The sequence below is a fragment of the Streptomyces sp. AC512_CC834 genome (assembly GCF_019049325.1).
Lineage (GTDB): Bacteria > Actinomycetota > Actinomycetes > Streptomycetales > Streptomycetaceae > Streptomyces.
Genome location: NZ_JAGMUO010000014.1, coordinates 226,104 through 245,892 on the forward strand (window position 1 = coordinate 226,104; position 19,789 = coordinate 245,892).

Annotated in this window: 17 protein-coding genes and 1 tRNA gene; 12 read left to right on the forward strand and 6 right to left on the reverse strand. The window is 73.1% G+C overall.

All coding sequences use genetic code 11. The features are described 5' to 3' along the window. The 3 genes from KUM40_RS05070 to KUM40_RS05080 all read right to left on the reverse strand — a co-directional run bounded on the left by KUM40_RS05070 (position 1) and on the right by KUM40_RS05080 (position 3,124). Positions 1 to 1,545, reverse strand: a complete 1,545-nt coding sequence (locus KUM40_RS05070) for a Stp1/IreP family PP2C-type Ser/Thr phosphatase (RefSeq protein WP_217163601.1) — start codon at positions 1,543 to 1,545, stop codon at positions 1 to 3. A gap of 141 nt (positions 1,546 to 1,686) precedes the next feature. Beyond that, a complete protein-coding gene (gene fhaB, locus KUM40_RS05075) occupies positions 1,687 to 2,205 on the reverse strand; it encodes an antibiotic biosynthesis regulator FhaB (RefSeq protein WP_217163269.1) in 519 nt (172 codons plus the stop codon). Positions 2,206 to 2,215: 10 nt separating this feature from the next. Beyond that, positions 2,216 to 3,124, reverse strand: coding sequence for a DUF3662 and FHA domain-containing protein (locus KUM40_RS05080; RefSeq protein ID WP_217163271.1), 909 nt, complete (start codon positions 3,122 to 3,124; stop codon positions 2,216 to 2,218). 442 nt (positions 3,125 to 3,566) lie between these two features. On the opposite strand from KUM40_RS05080, the gene KUM40_RS05085 reads away from it, so the two are divergent. Further along, positions 3,567 to 3,653: transfer RNA gene (locus tag KUM40_RS05085), tRNA-Leu, on the forward strand. 104 nt (positions 3,654 to 3,757) lie between these two features. Here KUM40_RS05085 and KUM40_RS05090 read toward each other — a convergent pair. Beyond that, positions 3,758 to 4,663, reverse strand: coding sequence for a carbohydrate-binding protein (locus KUM40_RS05090; RefSeq protein WP_217163273.1), 906 nt, complete (start codon positions 4,661 to 4,663; stop codon positions 3,758 to 3,760). A gap of 542 nt (positions 4,664 to 5,205) precedes the next feature. On the opposite strand from KUM40_RS05090, the gene KUM40_RS05095 reads away from it, so the two are divergent. The 6 genes from KUM40_RS05095 (at position 5,206) to KUM40_RS05120 (ending at position 11,270) form a co-directional block, all read left to right on the forward strand. After that, positions 5,206 to 6,645 carry a DUF2252 domain-containing protein gene (locus KUM40_RS05095; protein WP_217163603.1) on the forward strand — a complete coding sequence of 480 codons (1,440 nt, stop codon included), beginning with the start codon at positions 5,206 to 5,208 and terminating at the stop codon, positions 6,643 to 6,645. Positions 6,646 to 6,827: 182 nt separating this feature from the next. Beyond that, positions 6,828 to 7,643 carry a hypothetical protein gene (locus KUM40_RS05100; RefSeq protein ID WP_217163275.1) on the forward strand — a complete coding sequence of 272 codons (816 nt, stop codon included), beginning with the start codon at positions 6,828 to 6,830 and terminating at the stop codon, positions 7,641 to 7,643. A gap of 49 nt (positions 7,644 to 7,692) precedes the next feature. After that, a complete protein-coding gene (locus tag KUM40_RS05105) occupies positions 7,693 to 8,022 on the forward strand; it encodes a rhodanese-like domain-containing protein (RefSeq protein WP_217163605.1) in 330 nt (109 codons plus the stop codon). A 184-nt stretch (positions 8,023 to 8,206) separates the two neighbouring features. Further along, positions 8,207 to 9,160, forward strand: coding sequence for a DUF5819 family protein (locus tag KUM40_RS05110; RefSeq protein ID WP_217163277.1), 954 nt, complete (start codon positions 8,207 to 8,209; stop codon positions 9,158 to 9,160). Continuing rightward, complete coding sequence (locus KUM40_RS05115; protein ID WP_217163279.1) at positions 9,157 to 10,470, forward strand: HTTM domain-containing protein; 1,314 nt, start codon at positions 9,157 to 9,159, stop codon at positions 10,468 to 10,470. Before KUM40_RS05110 ends, KUM40_RS05115 begins: the two co-directional genes overlap by 4 nt. Then, complete coding sequence (locus KUM40_RS05120; protein WP_217163281.1) at positions 10,467 to 11,270, forward strand: RNA methyltransferase; 804 nt, start codon at positions 10,467 to 10,469, stop codon at positions 11,268 to 11,270. The genes KUM40_RS05115 and KUM40_RS05120 overlap by 4 nt, the downstream gene beginning before the upstream one ends. A 42-nt stretch (positions 11,271 to 11,312) precedes the next feature. On the opposite strand, the gene paaN is transcribed toward KUM40_RS05120, so the two are convergent. Beyond that, positions 11,313 to 13,004, reverse strand: a complete 1,692-nt coding sequence (paaN, locus tag KUM40_RS05125) for a phenylacetic acid degradation protein PaaN (RefSeq protein ID WP_217163283.1) — start codon at positions 13,002 to 13,004, stop codon at positions 11,313 to 11,315. Positions 13,005 to 13,162: 158 nt separating this feature from the next. Between paaN and KUM40_RS05130 the strand changes: the two genes are divergently transcribed. Continuing rightward, the gene (locus KUM40_RS05130; RefSeq protein ID WP_217163285.1) at positions 13,163 to 14,680 is read left to right on the forward strand and encodes a 3-hydroxyacyl-CoA dehydrogenase; all 1,518 of its coding nucleotides are present in this window, start codon (positions 13,163 to 13,165) and stop codon (positions 14,678 to 14,680) included. Further along, a complete protein-coding gene (locus tag KUM40_RS05135) occupies positions 14,677 to 15,279 on the forward strand; it encodes a TetR/AcrR family transcriptional regulator (RefSeq protein WP_217163287.1) in 603 nt (200 codons plus the stop codon). The genes KUM40_RS05130 and KUM40_RS05135 overlap by 4 nt, the downstream gene beginning before the upstream one ends. A gap of 76 nt (positions 15,280 to 15,355) precedes the next feature. Here the strand turns inward: KUM40_RS05135 and KUM40_RS05140 are convergent, their stop codons facing one another. Next, complete coding sequence (locus KUM40_RS05140; RefSeq protein ID WP_254394547.1) at positions 15,356 to 15,874, reverse strand: Lrp/AsnC family transcriptional regulator; 519 nt, start codon at positions 15,872 to 15,874, stop codon at positions 15,356 to 15,358. Positions 15,875 to 16,048: 174 nt separating this feature from the next. Here KUM40_RS05140 and pdhA point away from each other — a divergent pair, with 174 nt between their 5' ends. Genes pdhA through KUM40_RS05155 form a run of 3 tightly spaced genes read left to right on the forward strand, consistent with a single transcriptional unit; the run spans position 16,049 to position 19,682 of the window. Beyond that, positions 16,049 to 17,275, forward strand: a complete 1,227-nt coding sequence (gene pdhA / locus KUM40_RS05145; protein ID WP_254394548.1) for a pyruvate dehydrogenase (acetyl-transferring) E1 component subunit alpha — start codon at positions 16,049 to 16,051, stop codon at positions 17,273 to 17,275. After that, a complete protein-coding gene (locus KUM40_RS05150) occupies positions 17,272 to 18,276 on the forward strand; it encodes an alpha-ketoacid dehydrogenase subunit beta (protein WP_217163289.1) in 1,005 nt (334 codons plus the stop codon). The genes pdhA and KUM40_RS05150 overlap by 4 nt, the downstream gene beginning before the upstream one ends. Then, a complete protein-coding gene (locus tag KUM40_RS05155; protein WP_217163291.1) occupies positions 18,276 to 19,682 on the forward strand; it encodes a dihydrolipoamide acetyltransferase family protein in 1,407 nt (468 codons plus the stop codon). The genes KUM40_RS05150 and KUM40_RS05155 overlap by 1 nt, the downstream gene beginning before the upstream one ends. Positions 19,683 to 19,789: the final 107 nt, after the last annotated feature.

A 19,789-nucleotide genomic window follows, 5' to 3' on the forward strand; every position in this document is an offset into this window, starting at 1 on the left:
CTACTGCTTACCGCACAGCGAGACGACCTTCTGCTCTTCCTCCGAGAGGGTCGGGCCGGAGCCTGGAGTGGGTGCGGTCGTGGACTCGGACGGTTCGGGTGCCTTCGGTGATCCCGAGGGGTTCGGGCTCGGTGAGGCTTTGGACGTGAAGGAGGCGGGGGTGGTTCCCGTGGTGCCTCCGGCCTCGCCTTCGCCCGTCTTCGCGTTCTTCTCGGTCTGCGCGGCGCGCCGTTCGGCCTGCTTCTTGCAGGCCGAGGCCTGGACCGCCAGTTCCTCGATCTTGGCCCGGGCGTCGTTGAGGTCGCCCTCGGGGATGGTGGCCTCGACCAGTTTCTGCTGGTAGGGCGGCAGGTACTTGAGTTCGATCTCGGGGTGGTCCTTCTCGACCTTCGAGAGGGAGACCCAGGCGAGGTCCTGGCTGATGCCGCGGTACAGGGCGAGGTGGTCGCTGTCCTTGGTACCGACGTAGTACTGGTTCTGGGTCCAGCGCCAGCCGCCGTAGGTGCCGCCGCCGATGACGGCGAGGGCGAGGACGGTGTAGAGGGATCTCTTCAGCCACTTGCGGTTCTTGCGGGGTTTGACGAAGTCGTCGGGACCGTAGTCGTCGAAGCCGTCGGTCGGGACGTAGCCGGTGGTGTCACCGCTGCCGGGCGGGCCGAACTCGCCGCCCCCGCCGTGCTGTCCGCCCTGTCGGCCGAGGCCGGCGGCGCGGCCGGCCGGGGTCTGCATGATGCCGTTGTCGCCGAACTGGGCCTGGTTCTCGGCGACGGCGCCGACGACGACCGGGGTGTCGGAGAGCTGTCCGGCGAGGGTGTCGCCGGTGTCGAGGTCGAGGACGTCGGCGATGATGACGGTGATGTTGTCGGGGCCGCCGCCGCGCAGGGCGAGCTGGATGAGCTCCTGGACGGTCTCCTGGGGGCCCTGGTAGCTGGCGAGGGTGTCTTCCATCGTCTGGTGGGAGACGACGCCGGAGAGCCCGTCGGAGCAGATGAGGTAGCGGTCGCCGGCCCGGACCTCGCGGATGGACAGGTCGGGTTCGACGTGGTCGCCGCTGCCGAGGGCGCGCATCAGCAGGGAGCGCTGCGGGTGGGTGCCCGCCTCCTCCTCGGTGATGCGTCCCTCGTCGACGAGGCGCTGCACCCAGGTGTGGTCCTGGGTGATCTGGGTGAGGACGCCGTCGCGCAGGAGGTAGGCGCGGGAGTCGCCGACGTGGACCATGCCCAGGCGCTGGCCGGTCCACAGCAGGGCGGTCAGGGTGGTGCCCATGCCCTCCAGGGCGGGGTCCTCCTCGACCATCTGCCGCAGTTGGTCGTTGGCGCGTTGCACGGCGGCGCCGAGGGAGGTGAGGACGTCGGAGCCGGGCACGTCGTCGTCGAGGGGGACGATGGTGGAGATCACCTCGGAGGAGGCGACCTCTCCGGCGGCCTGGCCGCCCATGCCGTCGGCGATGGCGAGCAGGCGGGGGCCGGCGTAGCCGGAGTCCTCGTTGCCCTCCCGGATCATGCCCTTGTGCGATCCGGCGGCGAAGCGCAGTGACAGACTCATGCGCACCTCGCCCGTCGGCTCCGACTCCAGCCGGTCGTGTCGAGCCACACTGCCCACCCTCCGGTCGGGAGCGCGCCGGGGCCCGGGGTGCCGGCCGCCGCTGCGTGCTCGCTCCGCTCGCGCTCATTCATTGGTGTAGCACTACTTCCGCAGCTCGATGACGGTCTTGCCGATGCGGATCGGCGCCCCCGGGCCAATCGGTGTGGGAGTCGTCAGCCGGGACCGGTCCAGGTAGGTGCCGTTGGTGGAGCCCAGGTCCTCGACGATCCACTGACCGTTCTGGTCCGGGTAAATCCTGGCATGGCGGCTGGAGGCGTAGTCGTCGTCCAGCACGATCGTCGAGTCGTGTGCCCGGCCGAGCGTGATGGTCTGGCCCTGGAGGGCAACGGTGGTGCCGGTGAGGGTGCCCTCCGTGACGACCAGTTTGGTGGGCGCGCCCCGGCGGCCGCGGCCGCCGCCGCCCTGCTGGCGCTGCGGCGGGGGCGCCTGGCCCGGGCGCCGGTCGGTCGGCTGCGGTCGGGCGGCTTCGCGCCGCGCGCCGCGCTGGGTGACGCGCGTACCGAACAGGTCGCTGCGGATGACCTGCACGGCCACGATCACGAACAGCCACAGTACGGCGAGAAAACCCAGCCGCATGACCGTGAGGGTCAGCTCTGACATTGCCCGCGGATCACCCTTCGGCTTGCCTGTAGATAACGGTGGTGCTGCCCACGACGACGCGTGAGCCGTCGCGGAGCGTAGCGCGGGTGGTGTGCTGCCCGTCCACCACGATGCCGTTGGTGGACCCGAGGTCCTGCACCGTCGTGGGTGTTCCGGGCCGGATTTCGCAGTGCCGGCGGGAGACGCCGGGGTCGTCGATCCGCACGTCGGCCTCGGTGCTGCGTCCGAGGACGAGGGTCGCGCGGGAGATCTGGTGGCGGGCGCCGTTGATCTCGATCCAGTGGCGGGTGCGTGCGCCGGGTGCGGGCGCGGGCGCGGCCGGGGGTTGCTGGCCGCCCGCGGGCTGCGGGTGGCCGTAGCCGCCGGGGCGGCCGCCGGGCGGCGGCGCGGACGGCATGGGCGGGGCGCCCGCGGGACCGGCCGGGGCGCCGGCGGGCGGGTAGCCGTAGCCACCGCCCGGGCCGCCGGGACGTCCGGAGGGTGGTGCCGGGGGGGCGGCGGGGCCCGCGGGCCCGGCGGGGGCCGGGCCGCCCTGGTGGCTGCTCGAGGAGGCGAGCGTACGGCTGCGCACCCGGTACAGGCCGGTGTCGAGGTCGTCCGCCTTCTCGAGGTGGACCTTGATCGGTCCCATGAAGGTGTAGCGCTGCTGCTTGGCGTAGTCGCGGACCATGCCGGCCAGCTCGTCGCCGAGCTGTCCGGAGTAGGGGCTGAGGCGCTCGAAGTCGGGCGTGCTCAGTTCCACGATGAAGTCGTTGGGTACGACGGTGCGGTCGCGGTTCCAGATGGTCGCGTTGTTGTCGCATTCGCGCTGGAGCGCTCCTGCGATCTCCACGGGCTGCACCTCGGACTTGAACACCTTCGCGAAGGTGCCGTTGACCAGACCTTCGAGGCGCTGCTCGAACTTCTTCAGGACTCCCATGGGGCACCTCCTCCGTCGCTGCCGTCCTGTCCACTGCCTTGCGTACTACCCTGCGCCCGGCCGGCGCGTGCACCGCTCTTTCGCGCACTGCCCAGCTCGTACTGCTTACTGATCGTATCCACGCGCCGCTCGATCGGCTGGTTCCCCCTGTCGGCCCGGTCGACTGGTGTCGACGGGTGGCGCTCATGCCCAGGATCGTAGAGGTGGCCGCAGACCAGTGTCCCGCACCCGACTGTGGGCACCTACCGGCTCCTGGGGAGACGGGCAGGACCGGTACGAGGTTGATACGTGAACGGACACGGCTCGAGACGAGTGCCCGAAGGAGGGCGGGCGCCCCGGTCCGCCGGGCAAAAGGGATGTGAATCGGCCCCTTCCAGCATGCTAATGTTCTCGTGTCGGAAGGCGCCGGACCGCAGGGAACGGGCCCGAAAACACACCCAATGCGCGGGTGGCGGAATAGGCAGACGCGCTGGATTCAGGTTCCAGTGCCCGAAAGGGCGTGGGGGTTCAACTCCCCCCTCGCGCACCAGTCGAAAGCCCCTCAGGTCTCGGACCTGGGGGGCTTTCGCGTGTTCGGGCGCGCTCGCCCGCGGTGCGTGTGCTGCGTGCGCTGCGTGTGCTGTGAGGAAGGTCTCAGGACGCCGGCTGCCACAGGGCCGGCACGTTGGGCGGCTCCCAGCCCGTCATCGAGGTGTGCGTCTGGAGGCACCGGTAGGAGCGGCCGCCGTACGTCACCCGGTCCCCGGCGGTGTAGGAGTGGCCGCTCGCCCAGGTGCCGCCCGGCGGGTCGGTGGGCGGGTCGGTAGGCGGGTCGGTGGGGGGATCCGTGGGGCCGGGGCCGCCGTCCACGTTCAGCACGAAGTCGAAGGTGCCCTCCTTGCCGCCGCCGGCGCCTCGGACGTTCATGAGCAGCGCCGGGTCGAAGAGCATGTCCGTGCTGTTGCGGGGCTCGCCGGGGAAGTAGAGCTGGGTGGTCAGCACGGGTTCGCCGGGGGCCTGCGCCTTGACGTGGATGTGCCGGGTGCGGCCGGGGTAGAGGCCGGGGACGATCGTGCGCAGGGTGAACCCTCCGTCCGCGCCGGTGAACTGGTGGCCGCGGAACGTGTATCCGGCCATGTCGTAGGCGCCGGCGTCGTCGGCCTGCCAGAAGTCGAGGAGTACGCCGGACAGCGGCACGCAGTTCCGGCCGAAGACGTACCCGCTGACGGTGAGCGGGGTGCCCGGGGTGCCGGGGGTCGTCAGGTCGGTGCGCAGCGGGGAGTTCGGCTTGAAGTACGGGCCCTCCATCTGGTCGGGCGTCGGGTCGTCGCCGTCGTCGCAGTAGGGGGTCGGCTGCAGCGTCCGGCCGCTGGAGGAGCGGGCGGCGTCCCGGGCCAGCGCGATACCGCCGGTGGCGAGCAGCGGGACGGTGGCGCCGGCGGCGACGGCCGCCCTGAGCAGCGTCTTGCGGCTGATGCCGCGGTCGGCGTCGGCGTCGGGGCCGGGGCTGCGGCCGGGTTCGTCGGGGGTGCTGGGGGTCGTGGGGGCGTCGGAGGTCATGGCGGTTCCTCGGTCTCCTCGGTGGGTGGTCCCTGGGGAAGCTGGACGGGACGTGCGACATCCGGGACGTCGGGGACAGGGAGCGCGCCCGCCGGCGCGGGGCAGGCTGTTGCGGATGCTTTGGCGGGCGCGCTCCGTGGTGATCGCTGGAAACCGTAGGCGCCCCGACGGGGCCAAGGGCACCTCCTGTTCCGCCCTCTGCCCGGCGTTATGCGGGCGGCGGGCAGGGGCCCGTGTACGGGCGGTTCGGCCGGGGGTACGGTCGTGGCGCGCCGGGGCGGAGGGCCCGGAGGGCCCGGACCGGCGCGGTGTGGACAGGCGTACGCGCGGGGCGCGGGTGCGACGCACGAGTACGGACGAGGACGCACCAGTACGCACCAGTACGGACGACTACGGACGAGTACGACGGGTACGGACGAGTACGGGGAAAGGCGGCCGGGATGAGCGGGGCGACGGCGGGGGCGAGCGCGGAGGCGGCGGTCGGAGCGGTGCCGGGGGCGCGTGCGGGCGCCGACACGGAGGGGATGGACGGGACGGACGGGATGGACGGGACGGACGGGGCAGCGGGGGCAGCGGGGACGTACGGGACGGAGCGGGGCGTGCGGGTGCCGGTCGTCGCGGGGTTGGCGCGGTGGCCCGCGGGCGGCTCGCCGAAGGCGGAGGGCAAGGCGCTGCGCACGCGCGTTCCGCGGTCCGCACACGCCGCCCTCGACCTGGACGCCGCCCGGCCGGACCCGGTGAGCGCGGTCGAGGAGTCCAACCGCGGCCGGATACCGGGGCTCGCCCCGATCCGGGCGGGGCGGATGGCGGCCACGCCGTTCGCCTTCCTGCGCGGGGCGGCGGGGCTGATGGCGTACGACCTCGCGCGCACGCCGGTGACCGGGATCGGCGCCCAGATCTGCGGTGACGCGCACGCCGCCAACTTCGGTCTCTACGGCGACGCCCGCGGCGGCCTGGTCATCGACCTGAACGACTTCGACGAGACGGTCCACGGCCCCTGGGAATGGGACCTCAAGCGGCTCGCCGCCTCGCTCGTCCTCGCGGGCCGGGGGGCAGGCGCCGACGAGGACACCTGCCGCGAGGCCGCCCATGACGCGGCGGGCGCCTACCGGCGCACCATGCGGCTGCTGGCGAAGCTCCCGGCGCTGGACGCCTGGAACGCCATCGCGGACGAGGAACTGGTCTCCCACACCGACGCCACCGACCTGCTCGGCACCCTTGAGCGGGTGGCCGAGAAGGCGCGGGCCAACACCAGCGGGCGCTTCGCGGCGAAGTCGACCGAGTCCACCGAGGACGGCGGGCGGCGCTTCGTGGACGCCGCGCCGGTGCTGCGCCGGGTGCCGGACGCCGAGGCGGCGGCGGTCGCGGGCGCCCTGGAGGCGTACCTGGACACGCTCTCCGAGGACCGGCTGCCGCTGCTGGCCCGGTACGCGGTGCACGACGTGGCCTTCCGGGTCGTGGGCACCGGCAGCGTGGGCACCCGGTCGTACGTGGTGCTGCTCCTGGACCACCGGGGCGAACCGCTCGTGCTCCAGGTGAAGGAGGCGCGGCCCTCCGCGCTGCTGCCCCACCTGGCGACGGCCGGATTCGACGCCCCCGGGGTCGCGCACGAGGGGCGCCGGGTGGTCATGGGGCAGAAGCGGATGCAGGTGGTCAGCGACATTCTGCTGGGCTGGACGTCGGTCGACGGGCGGCCCTTCCAGGTGCGCCAGTTCCGCAACCGCAAGGGCAGCGTCGACCCCGCGGCCCTGGCCGCCGACCAGCTTGACGACTACGGCCGGATGACCGGCGCCCTGCTGGCCCGCGCCCACGCGCACAGCGCCGACCCGCGGATCGTCGCGGGCTACTGCGGCAAGAACGACGAACTGGACGAGGCGGTGGCGGCGTTCGCCGTGGCCTACGCCGACCGTACGGAGGCCGACCACGCGGAGCTGGTGGGCGCGGTGCGCACGGGGCGGGTCGCGGCCGAGCTGGGGGTGTGAGGGCGGCCTCGGCCCGCCGGGAGGCCGGCCTGCTGGGAGGGCCGGACTGCTGGGAGGGGCGGCCCGGGCGGACGGCCGTAGATCGGCGCGGAGGCCGGGCCGCAGGCCGGGGCCGCAGGTCGGTCCGGGGGCCGGTCCGGAAGGCCGGAGGGTGCGGGCGGATCGTGGCCTAGGCTGGTCGGGTGACGACGCCGGAAGCTGAGCCCGAGCAGGGGGGTGCGCCGCGTCCCGAGGAACGGCTGGAACAGGCCGTACGGGCCGCCGAGCAGGCACTCATCGAGTACGAGATCGCGCTGGAGACCTTCCGCGTGGAGGTCGAGAACTTCTCGCGGCTGCACGAACAGCGGCTCGGCCCGGTGTACGCCCGGCTCGAGGAGCTGGAGGCGCAGATCCTGGAGGCCAGGGCGACCCGTACGGGCGACGCCGACGACCGGCAGCGGGCCGACGAGGCGCGGGCCCGGCTGATGCCGATTCCCGGCGTCGAGGAGCTGCTGAACGGCTGGATGGACGGGGACGGACTGTTCCCCGAGGCCGCGGCGATGCTCACGGGCCAGGCCGTACGGCCCCCGCAGCGGGTGCGGCCGAGCGAGGAGGCCCGCAAGCTCTACCGCGAGCTGGCCCGCAAGGCCCACCCCGACCTGGCGCAGGAGGAGGACGAACGGGTCCGGCGCGAGGAGTTCATCACCCGCGTCAACGCCGCCTACGCCCGGGGCGACGCGGCGGAGCTGCGCGAGCTGGCCGAGGAGTGGGCGGCGGGGCCGACGCCTGAGCGGCGCCCGAGCCGGGGCGAGGAGCTGTACGTCCGCCTCGAATGGCTCGACCGGCGCAAGGAGATGCTCACGCTGCTCGCCAAGGAGCTGGAGGAGAGCGCGATCGGCGCCATGCTCCGGCTGGCCCCGGACGACCCCGACCGTCTCCTCGAGGAGATCGCCGAGCAGTTGGCGACGCAGGTGCGTGAGCGGGAGGCGGAGCTGGCGGGGGTGCGCGGGCGGGACTGAGCCGGCCGGCGGCTCGGGTAGCGTCTGGGGCATGAGTTTCGGAGCTGGTGTGCCCACGGTCGGCGTCGACGGCCTCAAGGACGGCGATTTCCTGCTGGACGTCCGCGAGGACGACGAGTGGCAGGCGGGTCATGCCGCCGGGGCGCTGCACATTCCCCTCAGCGAGTTCGTGGCCCGCTACGGTGAGCTGGCCGAGGCGGCGCCGCAGGACGGCCGGATCCACGTGCTCTGCCGCGTCGGCGGGCGCTCGGCGCAGGTCACCATGTACCTGGTCCAGCAGGGCGTCGACGCCGTGAACGTCGACGGCGGCATGCAGGAGTGGGCTGCGGCCGGCCGTCCCGTTGTGGACGACAAGGGCGAGCCGGGGCACGTTCTCTAGGCTGTCCCGCGGATGTGGCGACGGCCACGGTGCGGCCGGTCCGCCGGGGGCTGTGCGGGCGGCCGGTCCTGAGTACCGTTCGCGTTCGAACGTTGCCGAGCAGCCGCACGGGTGGCGCGTGGGTGCCCCTGAGGCTGTGCGGGCGGGCGGGCGGAACGACGGATCGGGACCGGAACGGGGCGGAATGGACGCGTACGACACAGGCTCGGACGCCCGGCAGGGGCGGGACGACGGGCAGGAGGAAGCCGGTGGGCCGGCCGAGCCTTCCAGGACGGCGGCAGGGGAGGCAGGAGCGGCAGGGGAGGCAGCGGCTGCCGAGGCTGCCGAGGCTGCCGTAGGGACCTCAGAGGCCGCGGCAGGCACCTCCGAAGCGTCAGGCACCACTCAAGCGGCAGGCACCACTCAAGCGGCCGAGGCCGCCGGTTTCGCCGGTGCCGCGCGTGCTCCCGAGACCGCCGAGCCCCGTACGGGCGTCGCCGCGCTCTCCCCGCGCTACCAGGTCGGCGCCGTGGTCGCCCTCGCGGTCGTCGCGGCCGCCGTGTGTGCCCACATAGGCCTGGTGTTCCTGCACGTCGCCCCGTCCAACACCCTCACCAAGCAGCACGGCGAGGCGGTGGACGAGTGGGTCTTCCCGGAGTTCGAACAGAACTGGAAGCTCTTCGCGCCCAACCCGCTTCAGCAGAACGTCTCCGTCCAGCTCCGCGCGGAGGTGAGCACGGCGGACGGCGCGATACGGACGACCGGCTGGTACGACCTGTCCGCCGAGGACGGCCGGGCCATCGAGGGGAATCCGCTGCCGAGCCACACCCAGCAGAACGAACTGCGCCGGGCCTGGGACTTCTTCGTCGCCAGCCACGACTCCGACGACCGCCCGGTGGGCCTTCGGGGCGCCCTCTCCGAGACGTATCTGCGGCGCATCGCGGTCCTGCGCCTGGACCGCAACGAGGCAGCGGGGCCGGGCGGTGTCGTCGAACGTGTCCAGTACCGCTCCAAGACCACCAACGTGAAGCCGCCCCCGTGGAGTGGTGAGAAGGTCTCCGACCGGCCGACCGTCCGCGAGCTGCCCTGGTGGTCCGTGTCCACGGCAGCGAAGGACGCGAAGGACGCCAAGGCCGGGAACGAAGGGGGTGCCGAGTGAACGGCATCGCCCTCTCGGTCTCCCGCGGCATCGCCCGCGTCACCGGCGCCGCGCTCGGCCCGTACCAGACCGCCGTGGTCCGCATCGGCGTCAGCGCCACCTGGCTGCTCTTCCTGCTGCGCGAACTGCCCCACCGCAGCGAGCTGTACGGCCCGGACGGGCCCTGGGGCCACGACCTCGCCGAGCAACTGATCTCGGACAACGGCGCCTTCACCGCGCTGATCTGGTCGGACGGGCGGACCTGGTTCGAGATCGTCTACGCGCTGGCCGTCCTGAGCAGCGTGCTGCTCCTGCTGGGCTGGCGCACCCGGACCATGTCCGTGCTGTTCATGGTCGGTGTGCTCTCGCTGCAGAACCGCAGCGTCTTCATGGGCGACGGCGGCGACAACGTCCTGCACCTGATGAGCATCTACCTGGTCCTTACGCGGTGCGCCCAGGTGTGGTCGCTGGACGCGCGCAGGGCGCGGCGCGAGGCCGCGGCACGCGCGCGTGGTGAGCGGGTCGTGGACCGGGTCGGGCCGGTGCTGTGGTGCGTGTCCGGGTTCGTGCTGCTCACCGTGACGCTGGCGGGCGGTCTCGACGGCGACTGGTTCATCCCGGCGCTGCTGTGGGCCGTGTGGGTCTCGCTGGGCCTGTGGTGGGCCGTCGGGCGTGGCGCGGAGGGCGGCGAGCCGCGGATCCTGCTGGACGTGGTCACCAACATCGTGCACAACGGCGCGCTGGTCGTGATCATGGCCGAGGCCTGTCTGATCTACGCGACCGCCGGCTGGTACAAGATCCAGGGTTCGCGCTGGCAGGACGGCACGGCCGTCTACTACCCGCTGCACCTGGACTACTTCTCGCCCTGGCCCGCGCTCTCCGACGCGCTGGCCGCCAACGGCACGATGGTCATGCTCATCACGTACGGCACGGTCGCCGTGCAGGTCGCCTTCCCGTTCACGCTGTTCAACCGGCGGGTCAAGAACGTGCTGCTGGCCGCGATGATGATCGAGCACGCGGTGATCGCCGTGACGCTCGGGCTGCCGTTCTTCTCGCTGGCGATGATCGCCGCCGACGCGGTCTTCCTGCCGACCTCGTTCCTGCGCCGCCTGGGCGGCTGGGCGGCACGCGCGCGTGGCCGGCTGTCGGGCCGGCTGCCGTCGAAGGCGCTGAGGGCCGGCCCCGGGGGCGCTCGTACGGCGGTGGTGCCCGGACCCCGGGCGCAGGAGGAGAAGCAGGAGGGAAAGCAGAAGGGGGAGCAGGAGGGAACGGGGGCCGGTGCGGTGGGTGAGAACGATCCCGAGGACACGCACGTAGGCTTCCGGGCATGACCGCCCCCGGCCCCGGCCCCGACCCCGCCCCCGGCCTCGAACCGCCGGGCGCCTGGCGCCGGCACGCCGGCCGGTGTGTGCTGCTGGACGGCTTCCACGCCCTCAAGCACGCACTGCGCTTCGGCGCCGAGGTCCCGGTCGCGGTCACCAGCGACCGCGCGGGGGCCCTGGCCCTCGCCGACGAACTGGCGCCCGACGTGCGCGAGGCCCTGGAGGGGCTGCTGGCCGAGGTGTCGCACGAGGCGTACGCGTCGCTCGTCGCGCGGCCGCACCCCACCGCGGTGGCCGCCCTGGCCGTACGTCCGTCGCGGGCGGCCGGCCTGGAGGCGCTGGCGCACCTGCCCCGCCGTACCCCCGTCGTGGTCCTGGACCGGCCGCGCAACCTCGGCAACGCGGGGGCGGTGATCCGGCTGGCCGCCGGTTTCGGCGCGACCGGCGTGGTCACCACGGGCACGCTCGACCCCTGGCACCCCACGGTGGTGCGCGGGGGCGCCGGGCTGCACTTTGCGACGGTCGTGGAGCGGCTGGAGGTGGCGGAGCTGCCGCCGGGCCCGGTGTTCGCGCTGGACCCGAAGGGTGAGGACATCCGGGGGGTGAAGCTGCCGGACGACGCGCTGCTCGCGTTCGGCTCCGAGCGCGGCGGGCTCTCGGGTGAGCTGCGCGCGCGTGCCGATCAGCTCGTGGCGCTGCCGATGCGCCCCCAGGTCTCCAGCTACAACCTCGCGACCAGTGTGGCCATGACGCTGTACCACTGGAGCGCCACCGGGGACGCACCGCACGACCCTCAGCGCTCTCTTTAGGGCTCTCCTCGGCGCTCCTCTTAGCGCCTTGGCGCCGCTGTCTCAGGCCGGCCGGCGGACCTCCACCACCCGGAAGCGGCCCGCGACGAACGCGCCGTCGCACAGGGCCGCGTTGGCCGCCGGGTTGCCGCCCGAGCCGTGGAAGTCGGAGAAGGCGGCGGTCTGGTTGACGTACACACCGCCGGTGAGGTTGAGGGAGAGCTGGGCGGCCTCCTCGAGGCAGGCCTCCCGCACGGACTGTTCGACCTCGGCGTCGGTCGTGTACGCGCCCACCGTCATCGCGCCCTTCTCGCGGATGCTGTGCCGCAGCAGGTCCACGGCGTGGGCGGCGGAGTCGACGGCGACGGCGAAGGAGACGGGGCCGAAGCACTCGCTGGTGTAGGCGGCCTCGTCGTCGGGCTTGGCGCCGTCCAGTTTGACGATCACCGGGGTGCGCACGACGGCGTCCGGGAATTCCGGGTGGGCGATTTCGCGGGAGGCCAGGGCGACCTCGCCGAGTCCGGCGGCGGCCTCCAGGCGTGCCTTGACGTCCGGGTTGACGATCGCGCCGAGCAGGGCGTTCGCGCGGGCGTCGTCGCCGAGGAGGCCGTCGACGGCGCGGGCCAGGTCGGCGGTCACCTCGTCGTAGGTCCTGTCGCCCTGGTCGGTGCGGATGCCTTCGCGGGGGATCAGCAGGTTCTGCGGGGTGGTGCACATCTGGCCGCTGTAGAGGGACAGCGAGAAGGCCAGGTTGGCGAGCATCCCCTTGTAGTCGTCGGTGGACTCCACGATCACCGTGTTGACGCCGGCCTTCTCGGTGAAGACCTGGGCCTGGCGGGCGTTGGCCTCGAGCCAGTCGCCGAAGGCGGTGGAGCCGGTGTAGTCGATGATCCGGATCTCGGGGCGGGTCGCCAGGGTCTTGGCGATGCCCTCGCCGGGGCGTTCGGCGGCCAGCGCGACGAGGTTCGGGTCGAAGCCGGCCTCGGTGAGGACGTCGCGGGCGACCTGGACGGTCAGGGCGAGCGGCAGCACCGCGCGCGGGTGGGGCTTGACCAGGACCGCGTTGCCGGTGGCGAGGGAGGCGAACAGGCCCGGATAGCCGTTCCAGGTGGGGAAGGTGTTGCAGCCGATGACGAGGCCGATGCCGCGCGGGACCGGCGTGAACTGCTTGGTGAGCGCGAGCGGGTCGCGCTTGCCCTGCGGCTTGGTCCACTCCGCCGTGTCGGGGGTGCGGGCCTGCTCCACGTAGGCGTAGGCCACGGCCTCCATGCCGCGGTCCTGGGCGTGCGGGCCGCCCGCCTGGAAGGCCATCATGAAGGCCTGTCCGGAGGTGTGCATGACCGCCTGGGCGAATTCCATCGTCCGGTCGGCGATCCGCCCGAGGATCTCCAGGCAGACCATGGCGCGCAGCTCCGCGCCCGCGTCCCGCCAGGCCCGCTGGCCGGCCTTCATGGCGGGCAGCAGCACGTCGAGGTCCGCGTGCGGGTACTCGACGCCCAGCTCGACGCCGTACGGGGAGACCTCGCCGCCGACCCAGCCGTCGGTGCCGGGCTGGCCGAGGTCGAGGCGGGTGCCGGACAGGGCGTCGAGGGCGGCCTTGCCCGCCGCCGTGTCCAGGCTGCCGTTGTCCCCGTAGGCCTTGGGGTGCTCGGGGTGGGGGGACCAGTACGCGCGCGTGCGGATCGTCTCCAGCGCCAGGTCCAGGGTCGGCCGGTGCTGGGCGATCAGCTTGTGTGCGGTGAGTTCGGCGGCCATGCGGGACCAACTCCTCGTCTCACGAGCTCTCCGTCGAGTCGTGACCTGGGGGAAACCTGGGCAGAAACAGGCGGACACGGCTAGAGTAACCGAACGATCGGTCGGGACAAGGGGGACCGCCGCATCTGTGGAAAACCCCGTGCGGGAGGATCGCGCACATGACAGCACTCGACCTCAGCAGCCCCGTGGCCGTCGTCGGCACCGGCACCATGGGCCAGGGCATCGCCCAGGTGGCGCTGGTCGCGGGCCATCCCGTACGGCTGTACGACGCCGCCCCGGGGCGGGCCCGGGAGGCGGCCGACGCGATCGGCGCCCGGCTCGACCGGCTCGTCGAGAAGGAACGGCTGACCGGCACCGAACGGGACGCCGCCCGCGCCCGGCTCAGGCCCGCCGAGACCCTCGCCGGCCTCGCCGACTGCGCGCTGGTCGCCGAGGCGGTCGTGGAGCGGCTGGACGTGAAGCAGGAGCTGTTCCGCGCGCTGGAGGACGTCGTCGGCGACGACTGCCTGCTCGCCACCAACACCTCCTCCCTCTCCGTCACCGCCGTCGGCGGCGCGCTGCGCGACCCCGGCCGCTTCGTCGGCCTGCACTTCTTCAACCCGGCGCCGCTGCTGCCGCTGGTGGAGGTCGTCTCCGGCTTCGCGACCGACGTCACGTCGGCCACGCGCGCGTACGAGACGGCCCGGGCCTGGGGCAAGACCCCGGTCGCCTGCGCCGACACCCCCGGCTTCATCGTCAACCGCATCGCCCGGCCCTTCTACGCCGAGGCCCTCGCCGTCCACGAGGACCAGGGCGCGGACGCGGCCACCATCGACGCCGTGCTGCGCGAGTCGGGCGGCTTCAAGATGGGCGCCTTCGAGCTGACCGACCTCATCGGGCAGGACGTCAACGAGTCCGTCACGCACTCCGTGTGGCAGGCGTTCTTCCAGGACGTGCGCTTCACGCCGTCGCTGGCCCAGCGCCGCCTGGTCGAGTCGGGCCGGCTCGGCCGCAAGAGCGGGCAGGGCTGGTACGACTACCGGCAGGGCGCCGAGCGTCCCGAGCCGCACACCGCCGACCCCGTCGAGCCGCCCGCGTACGTCGTCGCCGAGGGTGATCTGGGCCCGGCGGCGGAACTGCTCGCGCTGATCCGCGAGGCGGGCATCGAGGTCCGTGCGGAGGGCGAGGACAACGGCACCCGGCTGGTCCTGCCCGGCGGCGGACAGCTCGTGCTCGCCGACGGCCGGACCTCGGTGGAGTTCCGGGACGTCGTCTACTTCGACCTTGCGCTCGACTACCGGCGCGCCGCCCGCCTGGCCCTGTCCGCCTCGCAGTTCACCTCGCCGCGGACGGTCGCCCAGGCCACCGGCCTGTTCCAGGCGCTCGGCAAGAAGGTCAGCGTCATCGGCGACGTTCCGGGGATGATCGTCGCCCGTACGGTGGCGCGGCTCATCGACCTGGCGGTGGAGGTGGTCGCCAAGGGGGTGGCCACCGCGGAGGACGTCGACACGGCGATGCGCCTAGGTGTCAACTACCCGCTGGGTCCCCTGGAGTGGAGCCGCCGGCTCGGCGGGGAATGGGCCTGCGCGGTCCTCGACAACCTGCACGAGTGCGCGCCCTCGGGCCGGTACGCGCCGTCCCTGGCGCTCTACCGCCACGCGTACGCCGCCGACAAGCAGGAGGGCACCCCCTCATGACCACCGCCAGGCGCGACACGTACACGCCCGAGACGCTGCTGACCGTCGCCGTGCAGGTCTTCATCGAGCGCGGTTACGACGGTACGTCCATGGAGCACCTGTCCAAGGCGGCGGGGATCTCCAAGTCGTCGATCTACCACCACGTCACGGGCAAGGAGGAGCTGCTGCGCCGGGCCGTGAGCCGCGCCCTGGACGAGCTCTTCGGGATCCTGGACGAGGAGCACGCGCGCGTGGGGTCCGCCGCCGGGCGGCTGGAGTACGTCGTGCGGCGCATGGTCGAGGTGCTCATGGCCGAGCTGCCCTACGTGACGCTGCTGCTGCGGGTGCGCGGCAACACCGACACCGAGCGGTGGGCGCTGGAGCGGCGGCGCGAGTTCGACCACCGGGTCGCCGCGCTGCTGAAGGACGCGGCGGCCGAGGGGGACGTGCGTGCGGACGTGGAGGTGCGGCTCGCGACGCGCCTGGTCTTCGGCATGATCAACTCGATTGTCGAGTGGTACCGCCCGGACGGCCCCGACGGCCGGAGCGCGACGGGTCAGCGCGAGGTGGTCGACGCGGTGGCGCGGCTGGTGTTCGGCGGACTGCGCAAGGCGTCCTGAGCCGCTCCCGGAGCTCTGCGGGCGGTCGGCTCTGCGGGCGGTCAGCTCTGTGGTCGTCGGTCGGCTCTGTGGTCGGTCAGCTCTGCGGTTCCAGGTCCTCGGTCTCGAACACCAGCAGGGTGCGGGTGCTGAGCACCTCCGGGATGGCCTGGAGGCGGGTGAGTACCAGTTCGCGCAGGGCCCGGTTGTCCGGGGTGTGCACCAGCAGCAGGACGTCGAAGTCGCCGCCCACCAGGGCGATGTGCGAGGCCCCGGGAAGCTGCCGCAACTGCGCGCGGACGGTGCGCCAGGTGTTCTGGACGATCTTCAGGGTGATGTACGCCGAGGTGCCGTGCCCCGCGCGTTCGTGGTCGACGCGGGCGCCGAAACCGCGGATCACGCCGTCCTCGACGAGCCGGTTGATGCGGGCGTAGGCGTTCGCGCGCGAGACGTGCACCCGCTCCGCGACCGACCGTATGGAGGCGCGGCCGTCCGCCTGGAGCATGCGCAGGATGTCCTGATCGATGGCGTCCAGCGGGCGCGCGGGCGGCGGGGTGCCGGCGTCGTCCGGGGTGCCGGCTTCCTCCGGGCGTTCGGCCATTTGTTCAGATGCCATGTCCCCCCGCCTTCTTACGATGGACGTACTGCATCCATCTCAGGCTGTGGAGAACCGTTTGTCCACAGCCTGGGGCCGCCTGTAGCCAAAATGTGCCGACGACCGAACAATCGGTAGGTGGGGCCCGTCACACCCGTGGCGAGCCCGAAGCCACTCCCACGAGGAGGTGCCGTCATGACGGTCATGGAGCAGCGGGGCGCGTACCGGCCCACACCGCCGCCCGCCTGGCAGCCCCGTACCGACCCCGCGCCGCTGCTGCCCGAAGCGGAGCCGTACCGCGTCCTCGGCACGAAGGCCGCGGACCGCGCCGACGCCGATCTGCTGCGCACGCTGTACGCCCGGCTGGTGCGCGGCCGGCGGTACAACGCGCAGGCCACGGCGCTGACCAAGCAGGGCCGGCTGGCCGTCTACCCGTCCAGCACCGGCCAGGAGGCGTGCGAGATCGCCGCCGCGCTGGCCCTCGAAGAACGGGACTGGCTCTTCCCCAGCTACCGGGACACCCTCGCCGTCGTCGCCCGCGGCGTCGACCCCGTCGAGGCCCTCACCCTGCTGCGCGGCGACTGGCACACCGGCTACGACCCCTACGCGCACCGGGTCGCCCCGCTGTCCACGCCGCTCGCCACCCAGTTGCCGCACGCCGTCGGCCTCGCGCACGCCGCCCGCCTCAAGGGCGACGACGTGGTCGCGCTGGCCATGGTCGGCGACGGCGGCACCAGCGAGGGCGACTTCCACGAGGCGCTGAACTTCGCCGCCGTCTGGCAGGCACCGGTCGTCTTCCTCGTGCAGAACAACGGCTTCGCGATCTCCGTGCCGCTCGCCAAGCAGACCGCCGCCCCGTCGCTGGCCCACAAGGCCGTCGGCTACGGGATGCCGGGCCGCCTGGTCGACGGCAACGACGCCGTCGCCGTGCACGAGGTCCTGTCCGACGCCGTACGGCACGCGCGCGCGGGCGGCGGTCCCACGCTGGTGGAGGCGGTGACGTACCGCGTCGAGGCGCACACCAACGCCGACGACGCCACGCGCTACCGCGGCGACGCCGAGGTGGAGGCCTGGCGCCGGCACGATCCGGTCGAGCTGCTGGAGCGGGAGCTGACCGAGCGCGGTCTGCTGGACGAGGACGGCATCGGCGCCGCCCGCGAGGAGGCCGAGACGATGGCCGCCGACCTGCGCGCCCGCATGAACCAGGACCCGGAGCTGGACCCGCTGGACCTGTTCGCCCACGTCTACGCCGAGCCCACCCCGCAACTGCGGGAGCAGCGGGACGGGCTGGTCGCGGAGCTGGCGGCGGAGTCCGAGGCCGTGGGAGGGTCCGGGGCCGTGGGAGGGTCCGGGGCCGAGGGCGAGTCCGGGTCCGGGTCCGGGTCCGGGTTCGGGTCCGGGTCGGAAGGGATGCGTCGATGACCACCGTCGCCGTCAAACCGGCCACCATGGCGCAGGCCCTCACCCGCGCGCTGCGCGACGCCATGGCCGCCGACCCGGCCGTGCACGTCCTGGGCGAGGACGTGGGCACCCTCGGCGGCGTCTTCCGGGTCACCGACGGGCTCGCGGCCGAGTTCGGCGAGGACCGCTGCACGGACACCCCGCTCGCCGAGGCCGGCATCCTCGGCACGGCCATCGGCATGGCGATGTACGGGCTGCGGCCGGTCGTCGAGATGCAGTTCGACGCCTTCGCCTATCCGGCGTTCGAGCAGGTCGTCAGCCATGTCACCAAGATGCGCAACCGCACGCGCGGAAGGATGCCCCTGCCGCTGACCATCCGCATCCCCTACGGCGGCGGCATCGGCGGTGTCGAGCACCACAGCGATTCGTCCGAGGCGTACTACATGGCGACTCCGGGGCTCCATGTCGTCACGCCCGCGACGGTCGCCGACGCCTACGGGCTGCTGCGCGCGTCCATCGCCTCCGACGACCCGGTGGTCTTCCTCGAACCCAAGCGGCTGTACTGGTCGAAGGACACCTGGAACCCCGAGGAGCCGGCGCCCGTTGAACCGGTGGGCCGCGCGGTGGTGCGGCGCTCCGGCCGGAGCGCCACGCTCATCACGTACGGGCCGTCGCTGGCCGTCTGCATGGAGGCGGCCGAGGCGGCCCGGGCCGAGGGCTGGGACCTCGAAGTCGTCGATCTGCGCTCCCTGGTGCCGTTCGACGACGAGACGGTGTGCGCTTCGGTGCGGCGGACGGGACGCGCGGTCGTCGTCCACGAGTCGGGTTCCTTCGGGGGCCCGGGCGGGGAGATCGCGGCCCGGGTCACGGAGCGCTGCTTCCACCACCTGGAGGCGCCGGTGCTGCGTGTGGCCGGGTTCGACATCCCGTATCCGCCGCCGATGCTGGAGCGTCACCACCTGCCCGGTGTGGACCGGATCCTGGACGCCGTGGGGCGCCTGCAGTGGGAGGCCGAAAGCTGATGGCACACGCTTCTGATGGGCACATCCTGGAGTTCAAACTCCCCGACCTCGGTGAGGGGCTCACCGAGGCGGAGATCGTGCGCTGGATGGTCGAGGTCGGTGAGGTCGTCGCCGTCGACCAGCCGGTCGTCGAGGTCGAGACGGCCAAGGCGATGGTCGAGGTGCCCTGCCCGTATGGCGGCGTGGTCACCGCCCGCTTCGGCGAGGAGGGCGCGGAGCTGCCCGTCGGGGCGCCGCTGCTGACCGTGGCGGTGGGCGAGGACGCCCACGCCCCGGCGCGGGAGCCGGACACCGGCGGCGCCGCCGCCCGGGAGACGACGCCGGCCGCGGAGCCGAAGGCGGAGGGTTCCGGCAACGTCCTGGTCGGCTACGGCACCTCCGAGGCACCCGCGCGCCGCCGTCGGGTACGGCCCGGCGAGCGGGTGTCCGTGGCGGCCTCCGGCCGGGCCAACGGCCAGGTCCGTACCGCCGAGCCGGCGGACGGCCCGGTCCCCGTCATCTCCCCGCTGGTGCGCAGGCTCGCCCGGCAGAACGACCTGGACCTGCGCGAGCTGACCGGCTCCGGACCGGACGGGCTGATCCTGCGGGCGGACGTGGAGTACGCGCTGCGGGCCGCCGCCGCCCAGGGCGGCCGTACGGCGGCCCAGCAGGGCGGGACGAGCCAGGTGCCGTCCGCCGCGTTCCCCGCGTCCCCCGTGTCCCCCGCCTCGGGCTCCGACGGTATCCGTACCCCTCTCAAGGGCGTCCGGGGCGCCGTCGCCGACAAGCTCTCCCGCAGCCGCCGCGAGATTCCGGACGCGACCTGCTGGGTGGACGCCGACGCGACCGAACTGATGCGGGCGCGCACCGCCATGAACGCCGCCGGCGGGCCGAAGATCTCCCTGGTCGCCCTGCTGGCCCGGATCTGCACGGCCGCCCTGGCCCGCTTCCCGGAGCTGAACTCCACGGTCGACACGGAGGCCCGGGAGATCGTCCGGCTCGACCGGGTCCACCTCGGCTTCGCCGCCCAGACGGACCGGGGCCTGGTCGTGCCGGTCGTCCGGGACGCGCACGCGCGCGTCGCCGAGGGGCTGACCGAGGAGTTCGCCCGGCTGACCGAGGCGGCCCGCGCGGGCCGGCTGACGCCCGGTGAACTGACCGGCGGCACCTTCACGCTGAACAACTACGGCGTGTTCGGCGTCGACGGCTCCACGCCGATCATCAACCACCCCGAGGCGGCGATGCTCGGCGTCGGCCGCATCGTCCCCAAGCCGTGGGTGCACGAGGGCGAGTTGGCGGTGCGCCAGGTCGTGCAACTGTCGCTCACCTTCGACCACCGGGTGTGCGACGGCGGCACGGCGGGCGGTTTCCTGCGGTACGTGGCGGACTGCGTGGAACAGCCGGCGGTGCTGCTGCGAACCCTGTGACAGGAGTGACGGCGCGTACCGGGTGACGGCGCGTCCGCACAGACTCCGCACACACTCCGATCGCGCGGGCTCCCCCGCGTTCCCTGTGATCGCTCCGGGCCGCATAC